30 protein-coding genes and 1 pseudogene are annotated in these 26,186 nt (G+C 50.4%); 13 read left to right on the top strand and 18 right to left on the bottom strand.

The genetic code is table 11. The annotated features are described in order from the left end of the window. Nucleotides 1-124 precede the first annotated feature (124 nt). The 4 genes from agaB to LVQ76_RS14295 are packed head-to-tail and all read left to right on the top strand — an operon-like array spanning nucleotide 125 to nucleotide 3,034. Nucleotides 125-601, top strand: coding sequence for a PTS galactosamine transporter subunit IIB (agaB, locus tag LVQ76_RS14310; protein WP_232865637.1), 477 nt, complete (start codon nucleotides 125-127; stop codon nucleotides 599-601). A gap of 56 nt (nucleotides 602-657) precedes the next feature. Next, nucleotides 658-1,461: a PTS galactosamine transporter subunit IIC gene (gene agaC, locus LVQ76_RS14305; protein WP_232865638.1), complete on the top strand. Its 804-nt coding sequence runs from the start codon at nucleotides 658-660 to the stop codon at nucleotides 1,459-1,461. Next, entirely contained in the window at nucleotides 1,451-2,242 is a 792-nt protein-coding gene (gene agaD / locus LVQ76_RS14300; protein WP_064540490.1) for a PTS galactosamine transporter subunit IID, read from the top strand. Before agaC ends, agaD begins: the two co-directional genes overlap by 11 nt. Nucleotides 2,243-2,299: 57 nt before the next feature. Then, nucleotides 2,300-3,034, top strand: coding sequence for a galactosamine-6-phosphate isomerase (locus tag LVQ76_RS14295; RefSeq protein WP_232921899.1), 735 nt, complete (start codon nucleotides 2,300-2,302; stop codon nucleotides 3,032-3,034). 85 nt (nucleotides 3,035-3,119) lie between these two features. On the opposite strand, the gene LVQ76_RS14290 is transcribed toward LVQ76_RS14295, so the two are convergent. Beyond that, nucleotides 3,120-3,743, bottom strand: coding sequence for a hypothetical protein (locus LVQ76_RS14290; RefSeq protein WP_232921898.1), 624 nt, complete (start codon nucleotides 3,741-3,743; stop codon nucleotides 3,120-3,122). Between the two features lie 112 nt (nucleotides 3,744-3,855). Then, complete coding sequence (gene rsmI, locus LVQ76_RS14285; RefSeq protein ID WP_064515879.1) at nucleotides 3,856-4,722, bottom strand: 16S rRNA (cytidine(1402)-2'-O)-methyltransferase; 867 nt, start codon at nucleotides 4,720-4,722, stop codon at nucleotides 3,856-3,858. Nucleotides 4,723-4,784: 62 nt separating this feature from the next. On the opposite strand from rsmI, the gene LVQ76_RS14280 reads away from it, so the two are divergent. From LVQ76_RS14280 to dolP, 4 genes are read left to right on the top strand one after another with little or no spacing between them, the layout of a single operon-like run. Continuing rightward, nucleotides 4,785-6,860, top strand: coding sequence for a penicillin-binding protein activator (locus LVQ76_RS14280; RefSeq protein ID WP_232921897.1), 2,076 nt, complete (start codon nucleotides 4,785-4,787; stop codon nucleotides 6,858-6,860). Then, complete coding sequence (locus LVQ76_RS14275; protein WP_064515874.1) at nucleotides 6,818-7,213, top strand: YraN family protein; 396 nt, start codon at nucleotides 6,818-6,820, stop codon at nucleotides 7,211-7,213. Before LVQ76_RS14280 ends, LVQ76_RS14275 begins: the two co-directional genes overlap by 43 nt. 19 nt (nucleotides 7,214-7,232) lie before the next feature. Beyond that, the gene (diaA, locus tag LVQ76_RS14270; RefSeq protein ID WP_034461282.1) at nucleotides 7,233-7,823 is read left to right on the top strand and encodes a DnaA initiator-associating protein DiaA; all 591 of its coding nucleotides are present in this window, start codon (nucleotides 7,233-7,235) and stop codon (nucleotides 7,821-7,823) included. 9 nt (nucleotides 7,824-7,832) lie between these two features. Next, a complete protein-coding gene (gene dolP / locus LVQ76_RS14265; protein WP_151994010.1) occupies nucleotides 7,833-8,408 on the top strand; it encodes a division/outer membrane stress-associated lipid-binding lipoprotein in 576 nt (191 codons plus the stop codon). 490 nt (nucleotides 8,409-8,898) lie between these two features. On the opposite strand, the gene LVQ76_RS14260 is transcribed toward dolP, so the two are convergent. The 10 genes from LVQ76_RS14260 to LVQ76_RS14215 are packed head-to-tail and all read right to left on the bottom strand — an operon-like array spanning nucleotide 8,899 to nucleotide 17,443. Beyond that, nucleotides 8,899-10,809 (bottom strand): BglG family transcription antiterminator, encoded by a 1,911-nt coding sequence (locus LVQ76_RS14260; RefSeq protein ID WP_232921896.1) that lies wholly within the window; start codon nucleotides 10,807-10,809, stop codon nucleotides 8,899-8,901. A gap of 15 nt (nucleotides 10,810-10,824) precedes the next feature. Continuing rightward, nucleotides 10,825-11,931, bottom strand: coding sequence for a lactonase family protein (locus LVQ76_RS14255; protein WP_232921895.1), 1,107 nt, complete (start codon nucleotides 11,929-11,931; stop codon nucleotides 10,825-10,827). 25 nt (nucleotides 11,932-11,956) lie between these two features. Further along, a complete protein-coding gene (gene dagF / locus LVQ76_RS14250; RefSeq protein ID WP_232865645.1) occupies nucleotides 11,957-12,697 on the bottom strand; it encodes a 2-dehydro-3-deoxy-phosphogluconate aldolase in 741 nt (246 codons plus the stop codon). Continuing rightward, nucleotides 12,694-13,812: a DgaE family pyridoxal phosphate-dependent ammonia lyase gene (locus tag LVQ76_RS14245; protein ID WP_232921894.1), complete on the bottom strand. Its 1,119-nt coding sequence runs from the start codon at nucleotides 13,810-13,812 to the stop codon at nucleotides 12,694-12,696. Before LVQ76_RS14245 ends, dagF begins: the two co-directional genes overlap by 4 nt. Continuing rightward, nucleotides 13,796-14,929 (bottom strand): amidohydrolase/deacetylase family metallohydrolase, encoded by a 1,134-nt coding sequence (locus LVQ76_RS14240; RefSeq protein WP_232921893.1) that lies wholly within the window; start codon nucleotides 14,927-14,929, stop codon nucleotides 13,796-13,798. The genes LVQ76_RS14245 and LVQ76_RS14240 overlap by 17 nt, the downstream gene beginning before the upstream one ends. Before the next feature lie 46 nt (nucleotides 14,930-14,975). Continuing rightward, on the bottom strand, nucleotides 14,976-15,617 hold the full coding sequence (locus LVQ76_RS14235) for a DUF4310 family protein (RefSeq protein ID WP_064515863.1): 642 nt from the start codon (nucleotides 15,615-15,617) through the stop codon (nucleotides 14,976-14,978). A gap of 11 nt (nucleotides 15,618-15,628) precedes the next feature. After that, on the bottom strand, nucleotides 15,629-16,405 hold the full coding sequence (locus tag LVQ76_RS14230; RefSeq protein ID WP_064515860.1) for a DUF4311 domain-containing protein: 777 nt from the start codon (nucleotides 16,403-16,405) through the stop codon (nucleotides 15,629-15,631). Between the two features lie 23 nt (nucleotides 16,406-16,428). Next, the gene (locus LVQ76_RS14225) at nucleotides 16,429-16,725 is read right to left on the bottom strand and encodes a DUF4312 family protein (RefSeq protein WP_151994016.1); all 297 of its coding nucleotides are present in this window, start codon (nucleotides 16,723-16,725) and stop codon (nucleotides 16,429-16,431) included. 2 nt (nucleotides 16,726-16,727) lie between these two features. Further along, nucleotides 16,728-17,090 (bottom strand): SFCGS family glycine-rich protein, encoded by a 363-nt coding sequence (locus LVQ76_RS14220; RefSeq protein ID WP_034492950.1) that lies wholly within the window; start codon nucleotides 17,088-17,090, stop codon nucleotides 16,728-16,730. A gap of 17 nt (nucleotides 17,091-17,107) precedes the next feature. Further along, a complete protein-coding gene (locus tag LVQ76_RS14215; RefSeq protein ID WP_232865648.1) occupies nucleotides 17,108-17,443 on the bottom strand; it encodes a glycine dehydrogenase in 336 nt (111 codons plus the stop codon). A 631-nt stretch (nucleotides 17,444-18,074) separates the two neighbouring features. On the opposite strand from LVQ76_RS14215, the gene LVQ76_RS14210 reads away from it, so the two are divergent. The 4 genes and pseudogenes from LVQ76_RS14210 to nadS all read left to right on the top strand — a co-directional run bounded on the left by LVQ76_RS14210 (nucleotide 18,075) and on the right by nadS (nucleotide 19,529). Next, on the top strand, nucleotides 18,075-18,569 hold the full coding sequence (locus LVQ76_RS14210) for a glutathione peroxidase (RefSeq protein WP_232865649.1): 495 nt from the start codon (nucleotides 18,075-18,077) through the stop codon (nucleotides 18,567-18,569). Nucleotides 18,570-18,610: 41 nt separating this feature from the next. Beyond that, a pseudogene (locus LVQ76_RS22335) lies at nucleotides 18,611-18,802 on the top strand (helix-turn-helix domain-containing protein); the annotation flags it as partial. Between the two features lie 108 nt (nucleotides 18,803-18,910). After that, nucleotides 18,911-19,243, top strand: a complete 333-nt coding sequence (locus LVQ76_RS14200; protein ID WP_232921892.1) for a type II toxin-antitoxin system RelE/ParE family toxin — start codon at nucleotides 18,911-18,913, stop codon at nucleotides 19,241-19,243. Between the two features lies 1 nt (nucleotide 19,244). Then, nucleotides 19,245-19,529, top strand: a complete 285-nt coding sequence (nadS, locus tag LVQ76_RS14195; RefSeq protein WP_134186308.1) for a NadS family protein — start codon at nucleotides 19,245-19,247, stop codon at nucleotides 19,527-19,529. A gap of 33 nt (nucleotides 19,530-19,562) precedes the next feature. Here the strand turns inward: nadS and LVQ76_RS14190 are convergent, their stop codons facing one another. Genes LVQ76_RS14190 through LVQ76_RS14180 form a run of 3 tightly spaced genes read right to left on the bottom strand, consistent with a single transcriptional unit; the run spans nucleotide 19,563 to nucleotide 22,486 of the window. Then, nucleotides 19,563-20,870 carry a TRAP transporter large permease gene (locus LVQ76_RS14190; RefSeq protein ID WP_232865651.1) on the bottom strand — a complete coding sequence of 436 codons (1,308 nt, stop codon included), beginning with the start codon at nucleotides 20,868-20,870 and terminating at the stop codon, nucleotides 19,563-19,565. A 12-nt stretch (nucleotides 20,871-20,882) separates the two neighbouring features. Beyond that, entirely contained in the window at nucleotides 20,883-21,425 is a 543-nt protein-coding gene (locus LVQ76_RS14185; RefSeq protein WP_232865652.1) for a TRAP transporter small permease, read from the bottom strand. Between the two features lie 47 nt (nucleotides 21,426-21,472). Further along, nucleotides 21,473-22,486, bottom strand: a complete 1,014-nt coding sequence (locus LVQ76_RS14180) for a TRAP transporter substrate-binding protein (RefSeq protein ID WP_232865653.1) — start codon at nucleotides 22,484-22,486, stop codon at nucleotides 21,473-21,475. A 283-nt stretch (nucleotides 22,487-22,769) separates the two neighbouring features. On the opposite strand from LVQ76_RS14180, the gene LVQ76_RS14175 reads away from it, so the two are divergent. Further along, nucleotides 22,770-23,708 (top strand): LysR family transcriptional regulator, encoded by a 939-nt coding sequence (locus LVQ76_RS14175; RefSeq protein WP_232865654.1) that lies wholly within the window; start codon nucleotides 22,770-22,772, stop codon nucleotides 23,706-23,708. Here the strand turns inward: LVQ76_RS14175 and mdcH are convergent. The 3 genes from mdcH to LVQ76_RS14160 are packed head-to-tail and all read right to left on the bottom strand — an operon-like array spanning nucleotide 23,692 to nucleotide 26,180. Continuing rightward, complete coding sequence (gene mdcH / locus LVQ76_RS14170) at nucleotides 23,692-24,600, bottom strand: malonate decarboxylase subunit epsilon (RefSeq protein ID WP_232865655.1); 909 nt, start codon at nucleotides 24,598-24,600, stop codon at nucleotides 23,692-23,694. The two genes, LVQ76_RS14175 and mdcH, sit on opposite strands and share 17 nt — an antisense overlap. Before the next feature lie 2 nt (nucleotides 24,601-24,602). After that, entirely contained in the window at nucleotides 24,603-25,220 is a 618-nt protein-coding gene (locus tag LVQ76_RS14165) for a malonate decarboxylase holo-ACP synthase (protein WP_232921943.1), read from the bottom strand. Beyond that, nucleotides 25,221-26,180 (bottom strand): AEC family transporter, encoded by a 960-nt coding sequence (locus tag LVQ76_RS14160; protein ID WP_154152092.1) that lies wholly within the window; start codon nucleotides 26,178-26,180, stop codon nucleotides 25,221-25,223. It lies immediately after the preceding gene. Between the last annotated feature and the right edge of the window lie 6 nt (nucleotides 26,181-26,186).

Genomic DNA, 26,186 nt, shown 5'->3' with positions numbered 1-26,186 from the left:
TTTTAATTAAACAATTATTACCGGGAGAAAAAATCTTTTTCATTCAATGAATTATGAAAAAAACAATAACTCAATAATATTCTTACGTAACATTAATGGAATAATCACGACAGGAATTTAACTTATGAGTAACCCAAACATTTTATTAACACGCATTGATAATCGACTGGTACATGGCCAGGTAGGTGTCACCTGGACATCCACCATTGGTGCAAACCTTCTTATCGTCGTTGATGATGAAACCGCAAACGATGATATCCAGCAAAAATTAATGGGAATGACAGCGGAAACTTACGGCTTTGGCATCCGCTTCTTTACCATTGAAAAGACGATAAATATTATTTCCAAAGCTGCGCCACATCAGAAAATATTTCTGATCTGCCGTACTCCCTCCACCGTTAGGAAGTTGGTTGAAGGTGGCGTCCTCCTCAAAGATGTCAACGTTGGGAATATGCATTTTTCTGAAGGGAAAAAACAGATCAGCAGCAAGGTTTACGTTGATGAACAAGACCTGGCAGATCTCCAGTTTATTCAGAAAAATCACGTCAATATTTTTATCCAGGATGTGCCTGGAGATCAGAAAGAAAATATTCCCGGATAATAAACGATTTTAACCATCGTTATTTACAGGGTTTTTATCTGGACGAGGAATTTTAAATGCATGAAATAACATTAATACAAGGGCTATCGCTTGCAGCCTTAGTTTTCTTCTTAGGGATAGATTTTTGGCTGGAAGCACTTTTTTTATTCCGGCCAATAATCGTCTGTACTTTAACGGGCGCGATTCTTGGTGATATCCATATTGGCCTGATTACTGGCGGTTTAACTGAACTGGCATTTGCGGGCCTCACGCCTGCAGGCGGTGTGCAACCTCCGAACCCCATCATGGCGGGGTTAATGACGACAGTAATTGCATTTTCTACCGGTGTTGACGCCAAAACTGCAATCGGCCTGGGCCTGCCATTCAGCCTACTCATGCAGTATGTCATTCTATTTTTCTATTCCGCATTCTCACTTTTTATGTCGAAAGCGGATAAACATGCCAGAGACGGTAATACTGCTGCATTCTCACGTCTAAACTGGACGACAACATTGATTGTCGCAAGCTCATACGCCGTGATTGCTTTTTTATGTACCTATCTTGCCCAGGGCGCGATGCAATCGCTGGTTAAGTCAATGCCCGTCTGGTTGACCCACGGTTTCGAAGTCGCTGGCGGAATACTACCGGCTGTCGGTTTTGGTCTCCTGTTGCGCGTGATGTTTAAAGCCAAATACATCCCTTACCTGATCGCCGGTTTCCTGTTTGTTTGCTACATCCAGGTAAGCAATTTGCTCCCTGTTGCGGTACTGGGTGCAGGCTTTGCCATCTATGAATTCTTCAGCGCCAAAGCCAAAAAACAATCTGAATTACAACAAGAAATGAAAACTCCTGAAGAAGAGGATTACAGCAATGGAATCTGAAATTACTAAAAAAGACATCACCCGCTTAGGTTTTCGCTCTTCTTTGCTACAAGCGAGTTTCAACTACGAAAGAATGCAGGCAGGCGGTTTTACCTGGGCCATGCTTCCGTTGCTGAAAAAAATCTATCGGGATGACAAAGAAGGCCTCAGTGCCGCCATGAAGGACAACCTGGAATTTATCAACACCCACCCAAACTTCGTTGGCTTTTTGATGGGGTTACTCATTTCGATGGAGGAAAAGGGGGAAAACCGTAGCACCATTAAAGGGTTGAAGGTTGCACTTTTTGGCCCTATTGCCGGGATTGGCGACGCCGTTTTCTGGTTTACCTTACTCCCTATTATGGCGGGGATTTGCTCTTCTTTCGCCAGCCAGGGCAACATTCTTGGCCCGATTCTATTTTTCATTGTCTATCTGGCTATCTTTTTCCTGCGTGTCGGCTGGACGCACATCGGCTATTCGGTGGGGGTAAAAGCCATTGATAAAGTGCGAGAAAACTCGCAGATGATAGCCAACTCCGCCACCATTTTGGGGATTACTGTTATCGGCGGGTTAATTGCCTCTTATGTGCATATTAACGTAGTGACCGCTTTCGCTATCGATGCCACTCATAGCGTCCATTTGCAGCAGGATTTCTTCGACAAAATATTCCCCAATATTTTGCCAATGGGCTACACCCTGCTGATGTACTACTTTCTGCGCGTGAAAAGAGCGCACCCAGTGTTACTGATTGGAGTGACATTTATTCTTTCTATTGCGGCTTCGGCTGCGGGAATTTTGTAACCTCACAGAGCGTGCGACGCACGCTCGTAATGGCACTAATGACAGAGGGAGCATCAAATGGACGCAATGGCTTTCCATCGTTGCGCTGATTATCAAGCGCTCAGCGAAAAGGCAAGCGAGTGCCTAATCAGAGCGATAACACAGAATCCGCAGGCGACAATTTGCCTCGCGACCGGCGGTACACCGCTGCTCACTTATTCAATGTTTGTCAGTAAAGTGAAGCAACGCAATATTGATATCAGCCAGATTACGTTTGTTAAGTTGGATGAATGGCTCAATATCCCGCTCAATGCCGATGGCACTTGCGAGACATTCTTACAAACCCATATCATCCAGCCGCTAAATATCGCCCCCGAACGGTTCATCTCGTTTCGTTCACAGAATGTCGATGATAAGGAGTGTCAGCGCGTTATCGAATTGATTACCCAGAATGGTGGGATTGATTTGTGTGTACTGGGGCTGGGTAAAAATGGCCATTTGGGGCTCAATGAGCCAGGTGATTCATTAGAACCGGCTTGCCATATTACCATGCTCGATGAACATACCCGCCAACATGCAATGATTAAAGATTCAGAGCAGCCAGTTGAGCGTGGAATAACATTAGGATTACGAGAGATAATGGCGGCTCGCGAAATCTTATTTCTGGTCGCAGGCGAATGGAAACAGTCTGCATTTTCAAAATTGCTGGAAAAAAAGGTGAGTTGTCAGACTCCATCTTCCTTCTTATGGATGCATCAAAACGTTCATTGCCTGTACGACAGTACACGCTTCACACAAGAACTTGAAAATTAAGGATCAATCCTGCCCAAGCAGATTGAAGATTTAAGCAAACCTCTTCCCAAGTCGGGTAATCGTCGTATTACCCGACTTGGGAAATTCATTCAGCCGCTCGTTCAGCCACCAGCACTATACCTCGGCGGGATTCATCGGGAGCAAGACTCCAGATTTCTGACTCGGGAATACTTTCACAGTCGTAACGGGTGCGTTCACCGTCATAAGGGTAAAAACGCCCGCTTTCCGTATCAAGGATAAATACATCAATTTTTTTAGACACCCTGGCGATGCGTTTCCAGATATTCTGACCGCCAATATATTGATCATGATCGCTCATCAGGATCGGTCCCTTTTCAACGATCAAATGCTCATAAAGCGTTGTCGCTACTCGGGTATCTTGCACAGATCTATCAACCACAACACCCTCAACCTGCAAAACTGCTTTAGATTCCCAATAGCGCTTAACCGCCAGAATAGATTCATTCTGGTTCGTGCTTTTACGCGGAATCAAATCCAGTTTAGCGGCGACAAGATGGCGCAATTCACCATTTTCTTCCTGTGAGGGTTCTGCATAAACAATTGCCGCAGCCGTTTTATCTTTTCGCAGCACAATCAATGCAGGCATACCAAGAATATCTGTAGTGCCGGACACATCAAATGCTCGCTCAAGAGCGGAAGGGCTATAGCTGATAGGGTAATTTGAATATCCCTGATACAACACCGGCATAATTTGCTCATCCTGAACAGACTAAAGTATGAGCAAACTACCATCGCTTATTTAAACCACACTAACAATAGAGATACCTGTAATGAAAGAGTGCGAGCATGCTCGGAAAACACTATTTCTCGCTGTTTTCTAAAGCATATTTATACAGCGCATTTTTCTTCACGCCGTGAATTTCAGCCGCCAGTGCTGCAGCCTTTTTCAGTGGTAGTTCCGTTTGCAGGAGTGCCAGCGTGCGCAGCGCATCGGCTGGCAGCGCGTCATCGACAGGGGCTTTGAAGCCTTCGACAATCAACACCATCTCGCCTTTACGGCGGTTTTCGTCTTCTTTAACCCAGGCAGCCAGCTCACCAATCGGTGCGCCGTGAATCGATTCCCAGGTTTTCGTCAGCTCTCGCGCCAGCACCACATAGCGTGATTCACCAAGCACAGCGCATATATCGTCTAAACTATCGAGCAGGCGATGCGTAGACTCATAGAAGATGAGCGTACGGGGTTCTTGCTCAATGGCTTTTAGTGCATCACGACGGCCTTTGGACTTTGCAGGAAGAAAACCTTCGTAGCAGAAACGGTCAGAAGGCAAACCAGCAGCACTTAATGCAGCAATCGCGGCACACGGGCCTGGCAGCGGCACCACGCGAATACCCGCTTCGCGGCAGGCACGCACCAGATGGTAACCAGGATCGTTAATTAATGGCGTTCCTGCATCAGACACAAGCGCGATGCTTTGCCCTTCTTGCAGTTTTGCCAGCAGGGTTTCTGCTTTTTGTTGCTCGTTATGATCATGCAATGCGAACATCCGCGCATTAATCGCAAAATGTTGCAGCAGCAAACCGGTATGGCGAGTATCTTCGGCGGCAATCAGGTCAACGCTTTGCAACACGGCTAATGCCCGCTGTGTGATATCGCCGAGGTTACCGATGGGTGTCGGAACGATGTAGAGCGTGCTGGCAGAAATAGCCGCCGTTTCGAGTTGTTTCATTGTTTCATCCGTATTGCCGATTTAATATTGAACACTGAGATAAAAATTACACTGGATACAGAATGGTACCGTCTAAATTTATTCGTTCTAAAGCCGGGCGTTGTCTGCCTGTTATGTTGGCCGCGCTAATATTCGCCGGCTGTACAACTAAAGCACCAGACCAGTCTGCTGCCCATATTCAAGGCGAGGCGACTGCTGATTCAGCGTATTACCTGCAACAAATGCAGCAAAGTAGCGATGATAGCAAGACCACCTGGCAATTACTCGCCATTCATGCGCTGTTAAAAGAAGGCAAAACTCAGCAAGCCGTTGATCTCTACAATCAACTGCCAAAAGAGATGAATGAAGAACAGGTGCGTGAGCAGAAGTTACTGGCAGTCGAGGTGAAAGTTGCCCAGAAGGATTTTGCTGACGCCAACACGCGCCTGAGCAAAATCGAGCTTTCTACACTCAATAAAAACCAGCAAACTCGCTACTACCAGGCGGTTATCGACGCAAGCCAGAACCGCCCGTCGCTTGAACTGCTGCGCGCGTATATTGCACAAGAGCCAATGCTGACTGGCCCTGCGCATCAGAAGAATATCGACGGTACATGGCAGGCACTGTCTCAGATGACACCGGAGCAGATGAATTCGCTGGTCATTAATGCCGACGAAAACACGCTGCAAGGCTGGCTGGATCTGCAACGCGTCTGGAACGACAACCGTAACGATCCCGAAATGCTAAAAGCCGGTATTAAAGACTGGCAAACGCGTTACCCGCAAAACCCAGGTGCGAAAACGTTGCCAGCTCAGCTCAGTAATATGCAGAATTACAAACCTGCCTCTACTGAGAAAATCGCACTGTTGCTGCCATTAAGTGGCCAGGCCGCTGTATTTGGTCGCACTATCCAGCAAGGTTTTGAAGCGGCGAAAAATATGGGCTCCGCACCAGTCGCGCAAACTACGGCTCCGGCGCAGGTTGCTGATACCAACGGGCAGCCTGTTGACACCACTCAGGCCGCATTGCCGAAACCCGCAGATCCAAATATGGTAGCAAGCCCGGCGGCGGCATCGGTTGATGATTTAACTCAACAGCCTGACGCAACCCCAGTAGCTCCGGCTCCGCAAGCTGCTCCACAAACACAGCCAGCTGCAGCTGCCGCGGCTCCAGCCAATCCGGCTGCGGAAGTTAAAGTCTACGACACCACCACACAACCGCTGGCTCAGATACTCGCTCAGGCCCAGCAAGATGGTGCAACGATTGTTGTCGGCCCATTGCTTAAAAACAACGTCGATCAGTTAGCAACAACAACTTCCCCGCTGAATATCCTGGCGCTTAACCAACCTGAAAACGTGCAGAACCGTGCAAATATCTGCTATTTCGCCCTGTCGCCAGAAGACGAAGCGCGTGATGCAGCCGATCATATCTGGCAGCAAGGCCATCGTGCTCCGCTGTTGTTGGTTCCGCGTAGCGCCCTTGGCGACCGCGTCACTAAAGCTTTTGCCGATGAATGGTTGAAACTCGGTGGTGGCACAGTACTACAGCAGAAGTTCGGTTCAACGGCTGAGCTAAAACAAGGGATTAACAGCGGTTCAGGTATCGCGCTGAGCGGCACTCCGGTTAATGCCGCCGCCGCTCAACCGGAAGCTGTGACCATTGGTGGGCTGACAATTCCTGCTCCACCAACAGATGCACAAATTACGGGTGGTACATCCGGTGGCGTAGATGCAGCCTACATCGTTGCAACGTCTGACGAAGTCGCATTGATCAAACCAATGATCGCCATGCGTACCGGCAGCCGCAGCCCAGCGCAACTGTATGCCAGTTCGCGTAGCTCTCAGGGTGTAAGTGGCCCGGATTTCCGTCTGGAAATGGAAGGTTTGCAGTTCAGTGAAATCCCGATGCTTGCCGGCAACAACCCATCGCTGATGCAGCAAGCACTGGGTAGCGTGAATAACGATTACTCACTGGCACGTCTTTACGCCATGGGCGTGGACGCGTGGTCACTGGCAAATCACTTCTCTCAAATCCGCCAGGTCCCTGGCTATCAGGTGAATGGCAATACCGGCACGCTTTCTGCAACCCAGGATTGCGTCATTAACAGGAAGTTAAATTGGCTGCAATTCAGTCAAGGTCAAATCGTTCCGGCATCCTGACCCGTCAACAAGCTGGCGCGCGCTACGAATTAGAGGCGCGCCGCTTTCTTGAACGCAATGGACTGCGTTTCATCGCCGCAAACGTCCATTCTCGCGGCGGCGAAATCGACCTCATCATGAAACACGGCAGCGTTATCGTCTTCGTAGAAGTGCGATATCGCCGCTCAAACCACTTCGGTGATGCAGCCGCAAGCATCACTCGCCGTAAGCAACAAAAATTATTACACACTGCTTCGTATTGGTTAGCCCGCACATCAGGAAGTTTTGATACTGTGGATTGCCGTTTCGATGTGTTAGCCTTCACCGGCAATGAAATAGAGTGGTTAACCAACGCGTTCACCGCAGATGTTTAAAGTAACCAGGTAAACTAACGTGCTCGAAAGAATCAAAGTCTGCTTCACGGAAAGTATTCAAACCCAGATTGCCGCAGCGGAAGCTCTGCCAGATGCTATCTCCCGTGCAGCAATGACACTGGTTCAGTCTCTGCTTAACGGCAATAAAATCCTTTGCTGTGGCAACGGCACGTCTGCGGCCAACGCCCAACATTTTGCCGCCAGTATGATCAACCGCTTTGAAACTGAGCGACCGAGTTTACCTGCCATTGCACTTAATGCTGATAATGTGGTCTTAACCGCGATTGCAAATGATCGTTTACACGAAGAAGTGTATGCCAAACAAGTACGTGCGCTCGGTCAAACCGGTGATGTTTTACTCGCTATTTCGACCCGCGGAAACAGTCGTGATATCGTCAAAGCGGTAGAAGCCGCCGTAACGCGCGATATGACGATTGTTGCACTAACTGGTTACGATGGCGGGGAATTGGCCGGGCTATTAGGGCCACAGGATGTGGAAATTCGCATCCCTTCTCACCGCAGCGCGCGCATTCAGGAAATGCATATGCTGACGGTAAACTGCTTATGCGATCTGATTGATAATACGTTATTCCCTCACCAGGACGATTAAGGAGTACAGATGAAGGCATATAAGCCACTTGCAGTCCTTATTACTGCGCTACTTCTACAAGGTTGTGTTGCTGCCGCAGTAGTGGGTACCGCAGCAGTCGCCACTAAAACGGCGACAGATCCGCGTTCAGTCGGTACTCAGGTTGACGATGGTACGCTGGAATTGCGCGTAAATAGCGCGCTTGGCAAAGACGAGCAAATTAAGAAAGAAACGCGTATCAACGTGAGTGCGTATCAGGGCAAAGTGCTGTTGGTTGGGCAGTCGCCTAATTCCGAACTCTCATCCCGTGCCAAACAGATTGCGTTAGGCGTTGATGGCACCACAGAGGTGTATAACGAAATCCGTAACATGGCGCCAATTGGCCTGGGAACGGCGTCTAACGATACCTGGATAACGACCAAAGTGCGCTCGCAGTTGCTGGCAAGCGATCAGGTAAAATCGACGAATGTGAAAGTCACTACCGAGAACGGCGAAGTGTTCCTGTTAGGTTTAGTCACTGACAGAGAAGCCAAAGCTGCGGCAGATATTGCCAGCCGCGTCAGCGGTGTGAAGCATGTGACGACTGCGTTTACGATGCTGAAGTAATTTCTGCCCTCACCCTAACCCTCTCCCTCAGGAGAGGGAATTTATCTCCTTCTCCCTCAGTTGCCTCTTATACACAACTCACCCGGGCAATTTTGTCAGGGTAAGATCTGTAAGCCTCGCTGATTTTCCGTTCACCCGTGCGTTCAGTTATCTCTTTATTTCCCGAAAACGGTGAACGTGCCAGTGGGATAACGACATCCCCCTGGCGACCCCGTCGCCCGGTCATTAAATTGCCGCTACGCGGTAAACCCCAGCTTATCCCCAACATCAGGGTCGTTCGCGAATGTTGGGTGAAAAACGGTGTTTACCGCTTGCGGCGATTGATTTGCCGGGAGTCCGGGTTCTTAGGGTGGCGACGGTGGCCACCCTAAGACGTTCACCTTTACAGTGGCTATATGAAACACGGAACATCGGGTGAACGGAACTGTCTCCCGACTCACAGAGATGTGACTAAGAGACAACTCCTCGGGGAGGGACCAGGGTGAGGGCATTAAAACCGACTCAAACAATCCATTGCCACCGCTTTAAACTCCTCAAAATTCTTACTATCGCGCAAACGCGGCATCGCCCTTTCACGCAGAAACGTGACAAACAGATCGTAAATCGCCATCGCTTCTTCGTACTCGCTTTTACTGATAGCAAGCAAGAAGATGACATGTGCCGTCTCATCTCCCCAGCGAATACCTTGTGGCGCAAGCACGGTGTACACCACGGTTTTGTTCGCCATCAGCCCCAATGAGTGAGGCAGTGCAATCCCCTCACCCAACACGGTACTGACAATAGCCTCGCGCTCGACCACCGACGGATAAAAATCAGCAGCAACATAGCCTTCGCCCTCAAGCTGCTGACATAGCGTGCTGAACAACTCCTGCTGAGTCATCGGCTCATCAACGACCCGGAAATGGCTGGCATCAAAGAATTTTTCCAGCATGTATGGGCGTGTGCGGTCCACCAGCACCAGTTTTCCCAACTGTTCAAGTTGGTACTCTGTCGGGAACGGGGCCACCACCACAGTGGGCTTTTGTTTATCGCTAATGCGCGCCGTGGAAATAACAAAATCCTCTTCCACGTCGCCGAGCTGTTCATAATCGCGCAGGGAAATGATCCGCGTGACCTCAATTTGAGGGTATTTACGCAGCAGCATCGCCTGAATCATCCGTACCGTGGAGTTCCCGGTATCGCAAACCAGCAGCACGCGCGGATGGCGCTGATAACCAATGTTGTAGTGCCGCTCAAGTCCCACCCCAATATGCAGCACCAGGAAACCAATTTCGTTTTCGCTGATGACATATGGCGTGTATTTCCCCCAGCTCGACACCGCCGCAAGCGTCATGTCATAAGCCATCGGATAGTGTTGTTTAATATTGCCTAACAGGGGATTAGGAATATTTATCTGATAGCGCACACGGGTAATCATAGTTTTGATATGCGTGAGCAAATCAGCATGTAGCTGCTTATCGGTCAGTAGGTTGTAGTTATAGTTGTTGTTGATAAAGCTCAGAATGTAATTCACCAGAGCTTCATCGTCGTCAGCACTGATAGCGCTCGCCGCCACCTCTTGCACCTGGCGCGAGGCAATATGAACTTGCAGCCATTGTTCTTCCGCTTCGGAAAGCGCTTTACCGGCAAGCTCCTGTAGCAGTACGGTGATTTGTTTTGCAGCTTCGCGCACCGCTTCGTCTACATTATCGGCACTAAATTCCGGCAGTGGGTAACCCTCACTGATACGGCGAACCGCAACGGCGCAGTATAAACGGATAAACTGTTCACCTTCGTCAGTCAGGCGGATACGGCAGCGCGTAAAACAATTGTGCAGTTCCGCCGCCAGTTGTTCTGGTACGCCTGCATTGAGCACTTCTTCAGTCAGCAGTGGATTTTCGCAATCTTCCTGCGTGAGTTTCCAAAGCAGATCGGTCAGACAGGCACGTACCGACATTTCACTGCCAAACAGCTTCATGCCGTGGCGCGGGCGGGTTTCAATCGTCAAGTTGTAGCGGGCCAGCCAATCACGAACTTCAGCCATATCGCTTTGCAATGTCGCACGGCTAACAAACCACTCTTCGGCCAGATCTTCGAGTTTTAATGAGAAGGCAGACGTCAGAAAACGCACCACTAAATAGTGCACACGCTCCGGGGAATTACGGGGAATACGCAGTTGGCGTGAAGGCTGCTGCTGGAGTTCTTCATACAGCGCCGGGTCTGCAATATTGAGCTGATAACCCGCTCCGCGATTCAGGACAAACTGCGCGCCATGCCCGACCATCAGCGCATTTAAAGCGGTAATATCCGCGCGCACGGTGCGAGTAGAAACGGATAATCGCCGCGCCAGTTCATCCTGGAGCAGCGTCTCGTTTTGCAGCATTTCAAACAGTTGGGCCAGACGTTGGTTTGGGAATCTCACTGCCGTTTCCTTTCGTTAATCGGGCGCAGCACCTGTCAAAACCATCTGTGACGGGCTGCCAACCGCAATGTAATCCTCAACAAAATTCAGTTTTCCAGTCGGCTGCGCCACGCTAAAACGCGCGATGTTATCGCTGCGCTGATTCATCACGTACAGATACTTTTCATTATGGCCGAGCGTTAGCGTGCGCGGGTAATCACCCCGCGTCCAGACGTGCTCCACAAGTTCCAACCTGCCATTCGGGTTCAAGCTAAAATACCCAATACTGTTATGCAAACGGTTCGCCACATATAGCTGTTTCCCGTCGTTGCTCAACACCAGACCTGACGCAAAGCTGGTGCCTTTGAACCCCTTAGGTAGCGAGGAAATGCTTTCGCCCTCGGTTAGGGTTCCTTTGGCTACATCAAGTTGGTAGTGGGTAAGCGTAGAAGATTCTTCGTTGATCAACCATAAGCCATCACCCTTTGGCGTGAATACAAAATGACGTGGCCCTGCACCTTGCGATGAGGCGTCAATATAGGGAGGATCGTTTGGCGTGAGTTTGCCGTGGGTTTTATCGAAACGATATTGATAGATCCGATCGAGTCCAAGATCGGTGGTAAAGATGAATTTACCACTGGGATCGGCGGCGATCATATGTGCATGCGGGCCACTGTGGCCGCTGGCCGCAAAACTGCCTTCCACGGCGGCTTCTGGTTTTTTGGCGCCCGCTGGCCCTGCATCCTGTTGAATATCCGTGGCCTGGCCCAGGCTGCCATCGCCCTTGACTGGCAATACGGCAACGGAACCGCTGCCGTAATTCGCCACCAGCAAATGCCGCTCGTCCGGCGTAAGCGTGAGATAGACCGCCCCAGCACCACCCGATGAAACCTGATTCAGTTCAGTAAGATTGCCATCATCCCCAACACGCAACGCTGCAATCACGCCGTTTTCAGTTTCGCTTGCCACATACAGCGTTTTACCCTCTTTCGAGGCGGTGAGCTGCGCGGCATTCGGCAGTTCACTGACCAGCGTTTTGCGGGTCAGTGCACCGGTTTTGGCATCGACATGAAAACGGTAAATCCCTTCACCATTTGGGTTGTAGGTACCGACCCAGGCGAATTGCGTTTGTGTTGCGGGCATTGATGATCCTCATGGTTATCAGGTTTTAGCCAACCAACTTCTTCGTCATATCCAGCAAAGTGCGCACATCTTCCGGACGTGTATTGCCGCTCGCTTTATCAATAATTGAGCTGTAAATATGCGGAATGATCTTACTCACTCCCGTATCCAGTGCGATCTTCAGGATTTCTTCGTAGTTCTCAAGATCAATCCCGCCAGTCGGTTCCAGCCAGAAATCGTGTTTTGCACAAGCCAGTGCCACCGCATGGAACTCATCACGGTATTTCAGGCCACCCATCGGGAAATATTTGATTGAGCTGCCGCCCATATCTTTGAGCAACGCGATAGCGGTATCTACCGGCACAATACCGTCAGAAGAAGCTGAGCTTAGCGGACCGGTGGAAATTTTTACCATCCCGACCATTCCCGTTGGAGAAACCAGGCCATTGACCACGCTTTCATTTTGCCCAAGCAACGCACGACTTGCACCCACGCCGGTAAACACCTGGTTTACGTGCTGCGGTTGCACCTGGCGGGAGATTTCACTCACCATTGCCGACTGGTTTGGGTCACCTGCGCCAAGGCCAACAGAAAGCGCATTTTCGATCAATGCCGCATATTCACGCATATCCGCTACGGCAGTTGCTACATCAGGGTAATTTTTAGAAAGCACGCCGACCAGAACATGGCCTTCTGCGGCGTCATAAATCTCTTTCGCGTTCTCTTTCGAACCCGCCAGCACATTCAGGCATACACGGTCACGGTAAAAATTCGGGGTCAGTTTCATGCCTGCTTCTCCTTGCTTACCAATGCGCTAATGCAGTGATAAATAATCTCTAGCTGTTGTGGGCTGACGCTGCGCACATCGGCTTCGATAATCCCTTCGTTGGCTTTGTAACCACGGAAGAAAATCGCGTACTCGCCCTGTTTCAACGCGCTCACCAGTTCGCTGGTGCTGATGCCGATAACCGCTTCATCGAACTTAATCTCGGTACGCGCAATATCACGCCCTGCAGCATCCCACACTACACGTGCACTCACGCCATCAAGGGTGTTGAGGCTCTCGATAAACGGCGTCATTTTTTCGACCATCTGTGCGCCGCTTTCTTTGGCTGCCGTTAAGTAGTGTTCGATGGCGCAGGTCAGGCCAAGAATACCTTCTTTGCCCACTTTCATGGCGCGGCCAATGCCGCCTGTTTGCAGCTTCACCCACTCAACGTACTGCGCTTTACCAATTACCAGGCCGCTGGTTGGCCCTTCAATGGCTTTTGCGCCGCTGTAAATCACCAGGTCCGCACCGGCGCGGTAGTAGCACTGCAAATCTTCTTCCGCTGCTGCATCAACAATCAGCGGCAGGTTATGTTTGCGCGCCACGACAGCAGCCTGCTCTACGCTAAGCATGCTTTTCTGAACCGAGTGATGCGATTTGATATACAAAATTGCGGCAGTGCGTGGGGAGATGGCAGCAGCTAATTGTTCGGCAGAACATTCGTTGGCATAACCGGCTTCCACCACTTTGCCACCGCCGAGATAAACCATGGTGCCGACCGGTGCGCCGAAGTTCACGTTGTGGCCCTTCGGCAACACAATTTCGTTGTTCTCAAGTGGCGTGCCGTGCAGGTTTTCAATCAGCCAGGCGTTGTCCTTCACAAGCACTGCCGCCACGGATTGCGCGATACCTGCAGATGCGCATGACACTACTGTTGCGGCTTCAACGTCCAACAATTTGGCAATGTACTCCCCGGTTTTGTTCACCAGGTCTTTCATCTCAAAGTAGTGATTCATACCGTTGGTCACGGCTTCAACCACTTCCGGGCGCGGGGTAGAAACACCGAGTGCCGTCATGCGGCCAGAAGCATTAATGACTTGTTTTAAATTATATTTCTCATAAATCGAAGACATGTTCTTGTTTCCCTTGTTCGGTCGTAAACCATTTCCCGGCGCGAACGGCGGCAAGTGCCACCAGCAGTTGTTCGCCCTGGAGCGTCTGATTTTCGGAATCGGTAAATACCGTCGGCTGGCGGCGTTGGGCAAAAATCGTCAGGTCGCCATCAAGGCCAACGGACAAGCGCCCTTTATTCGTCAGGCGTAAACCTTGCGCGGCATGCGTGGTAACGCAATCAATCACTTGTGGCAGCGACATGCCAATGGAGAGGAATTTTGACATCACCACGCCGAGGCTATGTACCGGGCCGTTAATGCGGTTGCGGCAGTAAATATCGGAGCTGATGGTGTGTGGCAGAATCCCTTTGCTGATGGCAATTTTCGCCACTTCGAAGCTGAAACTGGCGGAACCGTGGCCCACATCAAGGCACACGCCACGCTGAATGGCGCTTGAAATTGATGCCCGCAATTCACCGGCAGATGTCAAAATGCGGTTCGGTTTGCCGTTGTAGCAGTGGGTAATGATGTCTCCGCTTGTCAGCAAATCGGCAATTTCATCAAGGTCAGGCGGGTTATTACCGATGTGTACCATCAGCGGCAAGTTACCGTTTTCGCGCTGGATTTCTTTCGCGCGCTCCAGCGGTTTAATGCCGTTCACGCCGACTACGCTGCTGCTCATGCGCGCTTTGATGCCAACGATAAAACCAGGATGGCGTTTCACCGCATCACGTGCGGCGATTTTGTCGATATTCGTCATATCCGACAGTTCGTTCTGCGCAATCAGCCCGACGCGAGAGATGTTCAGTAACGCGTAAACATCCGTCGTCGCTTTGCGAGTTAGCTCGTAAAACTCGTCGATATCGTCAGCGCCTGTGCTCCCGGCATCAACAACGGTCGTCACGCCTGTATTAATGCCGATGCTGTCCGGGTCATCGTGATAGATGGGGGATTTTTGGTAACAGTGGACGTGGGAATCAATCCAGCCTGCGCTGACATAATATTCGCCATTGAGCTGGCGCTCTTCTTGCGCCTCACCGGTGACCTCGCCAAGTGCGGCAATTTTTCCATCTTTCAGCGCGATGTCGATAACGGTGTCATCCACCAGACACGCGTTGCGCAGGATTAAGTCGTACATGATTTTTCCTCGCTGGCGGATGGCACGCGCCATCCGCCAAAAAGTTCTACAAAGCAATCGGGAAGAATGCCCCAAACAGCATTGCGCCAAGAATCGCGCCACCGGTAATCGGCTTGTTCCACAGATAAAACAGCAAAGAACCAATCAAGGATCCGATACCAATCGGAATAGAAGCGGTCATTGCGCTCAGGATAATCAACGGGCCAAGGAAGCGGCCGGATGCGTTACCCGCCCCCATCATGACGTCTGCCCCGTAGGTTGAGTTGCTCTGGTTGACGGTGAATTTACGCGCCAGAATAATCACATATCCAATCGCCAGGCCAATCACCAGCCCCGTCACCAGCGATGCCGCAAAGTTCGCGACCGGGAAGATAATGCCCGCGCCAAGTAACAGCGCCGGAACGCCAAGACCTACGCCGGTTTGAATCGCACCGCCGATATCCAGAATCCCGACCAGCGAACCTTCAATGATGCGGGCAAACAGGAAGCTGGCACCAAATGCGGCGACTGCCCCATACACGCCGGTATCGATTCCGGCACGCAGCATGGAAACAAACGCCACTTCGTTAAATGCGCCAATGCCGTAGAGGTAATACATGTGTGTCCCGGCGAACACGCCGGAAGAAAGCAGGCCAACGAAAATCGGGAATGACCAGTCGGCGTACCAAAAACCTTTATTCGTTTCCATCACAGGCTCCCTTATTTTCCGCTCATCGAGTTATGGATCAGACTGAGCCAGTCCGGCACGGTCAGATGGAAGGATTCGATCATCTTCATATCGAAGCCACGGAAGAAGCCACTCAGCACAAACAGCGCGATAATCGCCACCATCATCACTTTAGTGACGTGGTTCCAGCCGCTCTCTTCCACGCCTTTACCAATCAGGATGCCAAGCACCAGACCAGGTACGGCGTTGCCCATAATCAGTTGCGCACAACCGCCGAAAATCGTGGCCCAGAAGCCTGATTTTTTACCGGCATCAATCGCCGCCAGCCAGAAAATCACTGGCATGATGATGGTCACCAGCAAGTTCGCCGCAGGGACCAGCACTTTTACTGCGGTAACCTGTAGTGCAGCGGGAACGGCAGACGCGGTGGTGTTAAGGAAGGCCACTACAATCATGCCGATGATGCCGCACGCAACAGCCATTTTGCGCGGGTCATGCAGGGTCTCAGCCACGTTGCGATTTTTCATCATCAACGCGGCGGCACCCCAGTGTGGGATAATGCGGTGGTCAACATCCTGAGTAAAAGCACCCGCCGCAACGGACGACGCCCAGGCGTTGAAGAAGAAACCTAAACCAAATGAGAAGTGTGAAGCCGGGTCGCCTTCGCAGGAGTTCAGCTCGCCCAGAGTACGAAAAGCACCCATACCTTGCGTGGTCGGCGCATGAAACATACGTGCAGCCCCGGCGCCCACTCCAACGCCAACCAGACCGCCGATGATTAGCGATTTTATTAATATAATTAAGAACATCTGTCTGTCCTTTCTGTGTGATTTTATTGGGGGATGAAGTCTACTTTGTCCATATTGATGGCCGTCACACTGACTGAAACATCCAGCTCCACGCTGAACATCTGTTTTTCACGTTTCAGAAAGAAGAACAAAAAGGCCTCTTTCTTGACCTGTACTCGCGCCTGAACAACCTGCACATCCTGTGGCTCAATACGCAGTAAAATGTGGGGAGATGACTTCATAACCGAGCCCTGAACATGGTTCAGAGCATCAGCAAAGGCCTTGGCTTTAGTGTCGCCACGACCTTTCACTCTCACCGTTTCGGAGAAGTGTTCTTTCATACTCACTGACCGTACTTCTTGGCCCAAGCTTGCACCAGACGCTCGCCCAGCTCTTCTTTATCCATAAAACCGAAGCCCAACACGTTGTTGCCTTCGTTGATTGCCGTCACGCCTTCATCCACTGAACGCATGCCGTACTTGGCTTTGTAGCCGTGTTTAGTTTGCGCGGTGATAGCGCCCGCACCGCCACTGCCGCAGAAAGAGATACCAAAAGTGGCGTTTTCTGCTTTCATCACGTCGCCCAGTTTCATATCAGCGGCAACACCAGGAATAACCACGGCACGGCCGCCTGCTTTCTCAATCCCTGCTGCCACTTTTTGGCCTTTACCCAGGCGGTCGCCGATCACTACGGTAATTTGTTCCATTTGAATCTCCTGATTATTCAAAGATTGTCTTTCGCGACTTCGAAATGCACTGACAACAACCACGCTTCTTCAATCGGTAAATTGCCAAATTGCTCCACCACTGCTTTTGCCATTTCCAGAGAGTCATCAGAAATTTCCTCAAACAGGCTTTCTTCAACTTCTGGCAATGGTTCGCCGGTCAGTGACCGGTGCGCCATGGCGCGAACGTGGGATGTCAGCATCTGTTCCTGAACTGCGTTTGGCGTAATGTTTCGGCCTTCCAGCAGCGTCCTGATAAATGCCAACACTTGCTCCGTAAGTTGTGTGGCGTCGGTACTTCCGGCGTCATTAACCTTTACCGCTCCGTTATTCACACTGCATACCTCGTTTACTGATATGGCTCTAAGGTATCGGCGAGGGTTAAAGGTTTGTAGCGAGTTGTTTTCCACTTGGAAGTGGAAATCCCGGAGGCAAGAGTGATATGCGCCACAAAAAGCGGCCGATTCATGATAATTCGCTGGCTTAATGTGATTACAGTCACGGCTTAAAGAGGTCGAATCTATTGGTGACAGTGATAGTTTTTGAGCAAAATTGTGATATGAGGGGCGTTTTGCGGGAAATATTGGAAAGACTTATGAGTGTGGGATAGGGAGTTGGTTGGGCTTAGCTTAAGACCGGAGTTAGGTTAAGACTGAGATACCCGGGGCGACCACCGGGTTTGGCGTCCCTCCGGGAACCAAATCCCGGTGTTTCCCCTAATTCATTGGCTTTAGTGAATAGCGTTATCCAGGGAATAGTGGGAGAAGGATTTATAGTTCTTTTGATGGATTTGGTAGTACGGGCATAATCAGAGGGTGACTGTCGCTTAAGTCCTGTAAGTTCAGCGGGTCGATGCAACGCTATCCTTAAACAAGGGGGGCGTAGCCATGAAACGAAGAACGCGTATTTACTACACGCAACGTGGCAATGCTAACGTCAAACTGATTGTGTTCTGAGGATTCCGATATGACCACCTTTCATCAACTTACTGCCACCAGTCTGCGTGGCCAGCCCATCTCTATGGCCGACTATGCTGGCAAGTTGGTGCTGGTGATTAATACCGCCAGCCATTGTGGCTTCACGCCACAATACGCAGGCCTTGAAGCGCTCTACAAGAAGTACGCCGCCCAGGGTCTGGTGGTGCTTGGTTTCCCCTGCAACCAGTTCGGTAAGCAGGAACCCGGCAACGCCGACGAAATCGCGCAGACCTGTCACATCAACTACGGCGTGAGCTTCCCGATGTTCGAGAAAGTAGAGGTCAACGGTGCAGCAACGCACCCGGTGTTTCGTTACCTGAAGGATGAATTGCCCGGTGTGCTGGGTGGGCGAATCAAGTGGAACTTCACTAAGTTCCTGATCGGACGCGATGGCAAACCGCTCAAGCGCTTTGCACCTTTCACCACCCCAGAGAAAATGGAAGCCGCAATCCTTGCTGCACTTGAAATCAAAGTGTCCCTGTAATTTGAACCAATCACTTTTAGAGATCTTCCGACTGGCATAAAGCCGAAATTATTGCTTCGCTGCATAAGAAAGGCTTTTCGCTGGCTGCTCTCGCGCGCGAAGCTAATCGGGTATCTTCAATTTTAGCGAATGCGCTTTCTCAACTATCCCCTTCTGCCCATTATTTTCACAACCACCTATTTTTTAACGATAAAATTACTTATTGCGAGGCTCTGCGCAAAGTAGTGCGATAGCGTTAGGGGAGTTGGCAGAAATTCGTAGAATACATTTCTTAGTGCCTCACAAGTGTACATAGTACCCCTCGTGATATACTCTATCCCCAGACAAGGAAAGTCCCCCCGTTGAGCCATGCGCCAGAATTTATTGAGACTTCGATGTTCACCCGACAGATAAAGCAAATCACAACGGATGATGAGCTTAAAGATCTAAAAAAACAGCTCATTGAATCTCCGGCTAAAGGTGAACTGATACAACAAACTGGTGGGTTGCGAAAAATCAGGATGGCAACGGGTTCTCAGGGTAAAAGCGGAAGCGCCAGAGTTATTTATTTTCTCGCAACCAAAGAGGTCGTCTATCTGGTGATGGCTTACCCGAAAAGTACTAAAGAAAACCTGACTGATGCGGAAAAAGCAGATCTCCAGAAATTGACGAAAATCCTAAAAAACGAGGTGTGATATGAGCTTTTTTGACGACCTGAAAGCGTCCCTTGAAGAAGCGGTCGACATTAAAAATGGCGTTCAGTCTCCCGCACGTGTCACCCGTTATGAGATCGCTGATGTTAAGGCAATCAGGGAACAATTGAATGTTTCACAAAGCGAGATGGCCAAGGCGCTGGGTACTAGCGTTGATACCATCAAAAGCTGGGAGTCAGGAAGACGTAACCCAACCGGACTGGCTGCAAAAGTGCTGGCAACTATCCAGGCTAACCCTGCATTCTTCCAGGAATTAGCTGCGCATTAGTGATTGGCGGGGAAAATCCCCGCCAACTTTGATCTATTTCACCAAACCCATGCTCTGTGGCAGTGCCATGGTGATAGCCGGTAAATAGGTCACCATCATCAGAACAATCGCAATCACCGCAAAGAATGGCAGCAACGGTTTAATCACACGCTCAATCTTAATATCCCCGACTTTACAGCCGGTAAATAAGATTGGCCCCACCGGTGGTGTTATCGTGCCGAGCGATAAGTTAAACACCATCATGATACCGAAATGCACTGGGTCCATTCCAAACTGCATGCAGATTGGCAGGAAAATTGGGGTGAAGATTAATACCGCAGGCGTTGGGTCCATAAAGGTGCCCACCAGCAGTAATACCAGGTTCATAATCAGCAGAATAACGATGAAGCTATCTGTCGCAGAAAGTAAACCGGAGGCAATCAATGCAGGGATTTTGGTAAATGCCATTACCCACGACATAATCGAAGATGCCGCCAGCATGAAAATAACAATCGCCGTCATTTTCGCGGTCGCGAGGAATATCTTCGGCAAATCATCCATTTTGATATTGCGGTAAATAACACCGAGCACCAGTGAATAAACCACCGCAATTGCCGAGGCTTCTGTTGCGGTAAACACGCCACCCAGAATGCCGCCGATAACCACAACGATCATCATCAGGCTTGGAATAGCATCAAACAGAATACGCAGCGTCTGGCCTTTATTAGCAGAACGGTCAGCGACGTACCCACGGCGTTTAGCAATAAAACCGGCGACCAACATTACGCCCAATCCCCACAGAATACCCGGCACATAACCGGCCATAAACAGCGCGGAAATAGACACGCTCCCCGCAACCGTTGCATAAACAATCAAAGAGTTGCTTGGCGGAATCAGCATACCTGTTGGGGCAGAAGCTATGTTCACCGCGGCACTAAACGCCGGGTCGTACTGCTCTTTTTTCTGGATTGGCGACATGATGCCACCCACCGCTGCCGCAGATGCTACGCCAGAACCACTGATCGATCCGAACAGCATATTGGCCACGACGTTGGTTTGCGCCAAAGGACCTGGCAGGAAGTTACTAACCATTTTTGCGCAGTTAATTAAACGAATGGCTATCCCGCCATTATTCATTAAATTCCCGGCCAGAATAAAGAAGGGAATAGCTAATAAGGCAAAGGAGTCGAGGCCAACAAAGACACGCTGGGCAGAGGTTAATATCGCACCATCGAACGGTAAAATAAGACACATCGCGGCGAAGGATGAGATCCCAATACTAATACTAATTGGCGTTCCCGCTAGCAGCAGAATAAATACACCGCTAAACATTACCAGAGCAACAATAATTGCAATATCCATATCGACACCTAATCAATCTTGTTTCGAAGAAAACTTTCTGAACAACCCATATTGGTTATACAGGCAATAGAACAGCGTCATTGCACCACTCAGTGGAATCGCAATGTAGATAATACCGATAGGAATTTGTAATGCGGAATCGAGCTGCGCCATCTGGCGGCTCATACCAATATAACCACCGATAGTCAGCACCAGTAATGCAAATACTGAAGTGGCTAACTCACCAATAATTTCCAATGAAAGACGCAATCTACGCGGCATTTTATCGCGCATAAAAGTGATAGCCATATGTTCACGCAGGCCAAAAACATAGGCCCCGCCAATCAACACCAGCCAGATAAACAAATATCGCGCCAGCACTTCACTGACAGCACTCGGGCTATTAAACAAATAGCGCGATGCCACCTGCCAGGTCACCAGTAAAGTCATTAAGCTAACAATCAAAATACATAGATAAGACGCCGCTTTATCAATGGCCTGTTTTACTCGTGTGACATGCGAATAAAAATCAGATTTGGATGCTGTGGCGGAGGGAATGGACTGGGTAACTTTCATTTTTATCTCCACGGGGGACATCCTCGTCCCCCTGACTTCAAGCCGTCTTACTCGGCCAACTCACGAATTTTTTCGTACAGCGCTTTTTGTTCCGGGGTAGTCAACATTGCAGACTGCAGCGGTTTGCAACGTTCCTGGAATGGTTTGATATCCACTTCAGTGAAGGTCGCGCCATTGTCTTTCGCTGTTTGACGGGCACCGTCGAGTGCTTTATCCCACAGCTCGAACTGAGTCTGGGTGCTCTCTTTGGCAAGCTTACGGAATAGTTCGCGATCGCTTTCATCCATTTTGGCGATGAAGTTTTCATTTGCGACGAGCAAATCAGCCACCATTACGTGACGGGTTGCTGAGAAGTAAGGCGCCACTTCGTACTGTTTCAGGTCGGCATAAGTGATTTCGTTATTTTCAGCACCATCCAACACGCCCTGCTGAATCGCTGAATAGACTTCACCCTGGCCCATCGGTACGCCCGTACCGCCCATGCAACTCAGCATTTTGATCATGGTATCGGACTGCATTACGCGAATTTTTTTGCCCTGCATATCGGCTGGGCTGGTGACTGCGGCACCCTTGGTGTAAACACTGCGCGCGCCAGCTGTATACGCGGTAATAACTTCAAAACCGGTGCCTTTGGTGGAGGCAAACAGGTTATCGAGCACGCCAGAAGTAAACACTTTGCGCTGATGTTCCGGGTTGTCGTAAACATACGGCATCGCCAGAACAGAGAAGTTTTTATTAAAGTTTTCGACCAGTGGATTGGCGACAACTGCCATCTGAATCGCGCCAGACTGAACCAGTTCCAGTGAGGCACGCTGGTCACCTAACAGTTCGTTAGGGTGAATTTCAAGTTTGTAGCGACCATTAGTCGCAGATTCCAACTTATCGCTGAAAGAGACTAATGCTTTGTATTGTGGGTTGTTTTCAGACTGGTTAAACGCTGTTTTCAAGACTACAGGGCCTGTTGGCGCTGCGTCATCTCCACATCCGCTCAGTAAAATTGTCGCCGCAACAGCGGTAGCAACCAGCGAAATTTTTGGCAAAACATGTTTGAAATGCTGCATCCTTCAGACTCCCTTATCCATGATTTCAGTTCGGTACTATTCCGTTTCGGAATCATTTACACATCAAACCCACATAAAATGAAACGATATTTCATTTAAAAAGAACTTTTGATTCATTTTGTAATTTAGATCTCAAAACCATATTCAAAAAAGGGCTTAAAACTGACTTTTCTTTACGGTTAGGGCGCAACTAACGGACCTGAAAAGATTTCATCCCGTGAAGCTCAAACGGTTTTAAGGTACTTTATGGCGAACTTACCAGGGCAGCAGATCCAGATAAACCATGAAAATAGACGCAGAAATCACCTTCCGAAAACTCGAAATATTCATGGTGTTTATGGAAAAGGGAAATATTGCCCGTACTGCTGAGGCGCTGGGGATCAGCGGCGTCAGCGTCCATCGTGCGCTTCACACGCTTGAAGAAGGCGTGCGCTGCCCGCTGTTCATCCATAAAGGCCGCAATCTGGTACCACTACCCGCGGCGTTAACCCTACTGGAATACAGTAAAGAAGCCGTAGCGTTAATGGCGCGTGGTATTGCAGAAACGCGCCAGGCGGCTGGTGTTGGTCAAGGTCGGTTACGCATCGGCACGCTCTATTCGCTGACTCTCGAAACCGTACCGCGCCTGATCATGGGAATGAAATTGCGCCGCCCTGAACTTGAGATGGATCTCACCATGGGTTCCAATCAGATGCTGTTAAACATGCTCGAAGATAGCGTGCTGGATGCAATTCTGATTTCGATTTCGGAAAGCGAAATCGACCGTAACCGCCTCGAAGTGCTGCCGTTATTTCAGGATGATATTTTCCTCGCCGCCTCCAGCACGTTCCCGCTCGATACCAGCAAACTTGCCGATCTTCGTGATTATCATAGTGAGAAGTTTGTTTCGTTAGCCGAAGGGTTTGCGACCTATAACGGGTTCCAGGAAGCGTTTCACATTGCAGGTTTTGAGCCTGAGATTGTGACGCGCGTGAACGATATTTTCTCGATGATCAGTCTGGTACAGGCAGGTGTGGGACTGGCATTAATGCCGGGGAGAATGAAGAAAGTGTATGAAAACTCAGTGCAACTGCTGAAGCTCGCCGAGCCTTATCAAATGCAGCAATCCATTGCGATTGTCTTTGCCCGCAATCGCGAACACGATCCAAACTTGCTGGCACTTGCGGCCGAAGGCCGCATGTACGCCCGTTCGTTTATTGATACGCCTAACGCGCTGCTTTAGCCCGTTCGGTGAGACGTTGAAGTACCCCAACGCTGTTGTTTTCCGCGCAGACCATTTCGCCTTCACGGAATGCCTGCCGCGTGAGTCCAGTCAGCACGCTGCCCGGCGGCATTTCAATCGCCAGACGCACATCGCGTTCGTTAGCGGCAATCATCGCATCACGCCAGCGCACGGTGCGCGACATGTTCAGTGCTAAATCTTCGGCAATCTGTTCTGGCTGCCAGGCCACGCGAGCAGTGCTGCCGCTAAGATACGTGCAATGCGGGCGATTCAGCGTTATATCGGCAAACGCCTGTTGCAGTTTTAGTGCAGGTTCAGCCAGTAATTCACAGTGCGATGGCACGCTAACCGCCAGCTGTTTGGCTTTCTGCGCGCCAGATGCCAGCGCTTTTTGCGCCACGGCAGCCATCTCTTCGTTACGTCCGGCAATCACGATTTGCTGCTCAGCGTTAATATTGGCGATGTATGTTCCGCTACCTTCCACCAGCCGCTCAACCTGGTTGAGTTGCAAGCCAGTAATGGCAGTTAAACCATAACCTTGCGGATACGCCTGCTCCATTAAATCGCCACGCAACGCCACTAAACGCAGCGCGTCTTCAAAACTTAACACCCCTGCCACCACCGCCGCCGGAAATGCGCCGATAGATAAACCACAGACCATATCCGGCTGCACGCCGTTGCGCTTGAGTTCTTCGGCGCAAGCCACGCCAGCAATCAGCAGGCAAAGTTGAACGGCGCGGGTATGTTTCAGCGCATCTTCGGTATCGAGTGTATCGGCTTCATCGCCTAACACGGTGCGAACACGCGCCATAATGTCACCATCTTGCGGTAACTTCTGCAACATACCTACACGTTGCGTTCCCTGTCCGGGGAAAGTGAAGAGAATTTTCATGCTTATCCCTTTATTGCCCACGGGTCGCTCACCAGCTGCGGCCCACTGCTTGTTTTCAGCAATACGCGCCCGTCGCGTAGCCATTCCGCCAGCGCAAAAGCGCCGTGGGGCGTTTCGATTTGAGTATCGGCGCGGCACAACAACTGGCCGATAACTTGCTGCCATTCCAGCAACGCTTCACGCGTAGCCCGTTCGGGGCAACGGATGATTAAGTCGAGATCGCTATCGGCATGAAGTACCGGGACTTCGGTCGCCAGCGCGTAGCCGACGCTGCCGGTAATGCCCCAAACCCAGGGCCATTCACGCAAAGCGAGTTGAATTGCCCCCTGAACAGGCGGCATTGAAACAAACGGGGATTTCACTAAGAGATCGCGGGAGGCCAGTGATTCCGGGGAAACGACGCGTTTAATCTTTGCGGCATTCACCCAACCGGCTGCCCGCTGGTCGCGGCGCATTCCACGAACACCGACCGGAATGCGCCCTTCACGATTCACATCACGCCGCACCACCACTGGAAGCGCGAACCGCCACTGGCTTGCCACCCACTCTTCACTCACACCTTCAAGCGCGTCGCTATCGGTTAACCAGAGCAGGTCGTGTGGGCGTGGTGTGTTCATGATTTACATTCCTGAAGTCAGAGAAATAAACAGCGGTAACGACAGGATAGAGAGCACGGAGCTAAGCAGCAAGACAGCTTCTGCATCCGGAGACTGCACGCCGAAACGGTTGCCGAACACCACGCCGAAGAAGCCCGCAGATAGCGCAATCATCAGGATCGCGGTGATAGCAACCGGCCCAGTCAGACCCAACGCCAGCACGATACCCCATGCGATGAACGGCTGAATCAGCAGTTTGGTCACGGTCGCGACACAAACCACGGTGTTGATTTTCAGCTTACGAGCCGAAAGGATCACACCGGTCAGGAACAGCGCCGCAGCGGTCGCAGACATACCCAATGGTTTGATAGATGACAGCAGCAGGTCAGGCATACGAATGCCAATCGCAGACAAAATCACACCCAGCAGCGGGCCCCAGACGATAGGTTTTTTCAGCGAACGCCACATCAGAACAGGCAGCATTGCGAGGGTTGAACCCACTGCTTCGCCAGCTGCACGCGCTTTTTCACGCTCCAGAATCATCAGGCAGAACGGTGTCATCAACACGGAACCACAAGCGATAGAAACCGCTACGGACAGTGAAGTGGCAGAACCTTCGCCCAGAACGCTGCCCAGAATTGGCAGACCGAGAGCTGCATAGTTTGGTAACGCAACGGTCAATGTCAGTACAGCCGCATCCTGCGGAGATTTTTTGAATACTTTGGTCGCCAGGAAATAAATCGCAGCGTAGGTAATCCACATCGCCAGAACCAGCACCACACTCATCGGTGACTGTTTGACGATACCTGCCCACGGAGTCTGAACCGTTGCGCTAAACAGCGCGGCTGGCAGAGCGAAATCCATTACAAAGATATTGAGCAGGGAAACATTTTTGTTATCGACCATCTTCGCTTTACCGGCGAAAAAGCCGAGCAGCATGATGACAAAAATGGGCGCAAGCGCATGAACAATTACGTAAGTCATAACTTC

Source organism: Buttiauxella cochleicola (assembly GCF_021283185.1).
In the GTDB taxonomy this organism is placed as follows: domain Bacteria; phylum Pseudomonadota; class Gammaproteobacteria; order Enterobacterales; family Enterobacteriaceae; genus Buttiauxella; species Buttiauxella massiliensis.
The sequence above is the reverse complement of the archived record's forward strand: the minus strand, read 5'-3'. Positions and strand labels throughout refer to the sequence as shown.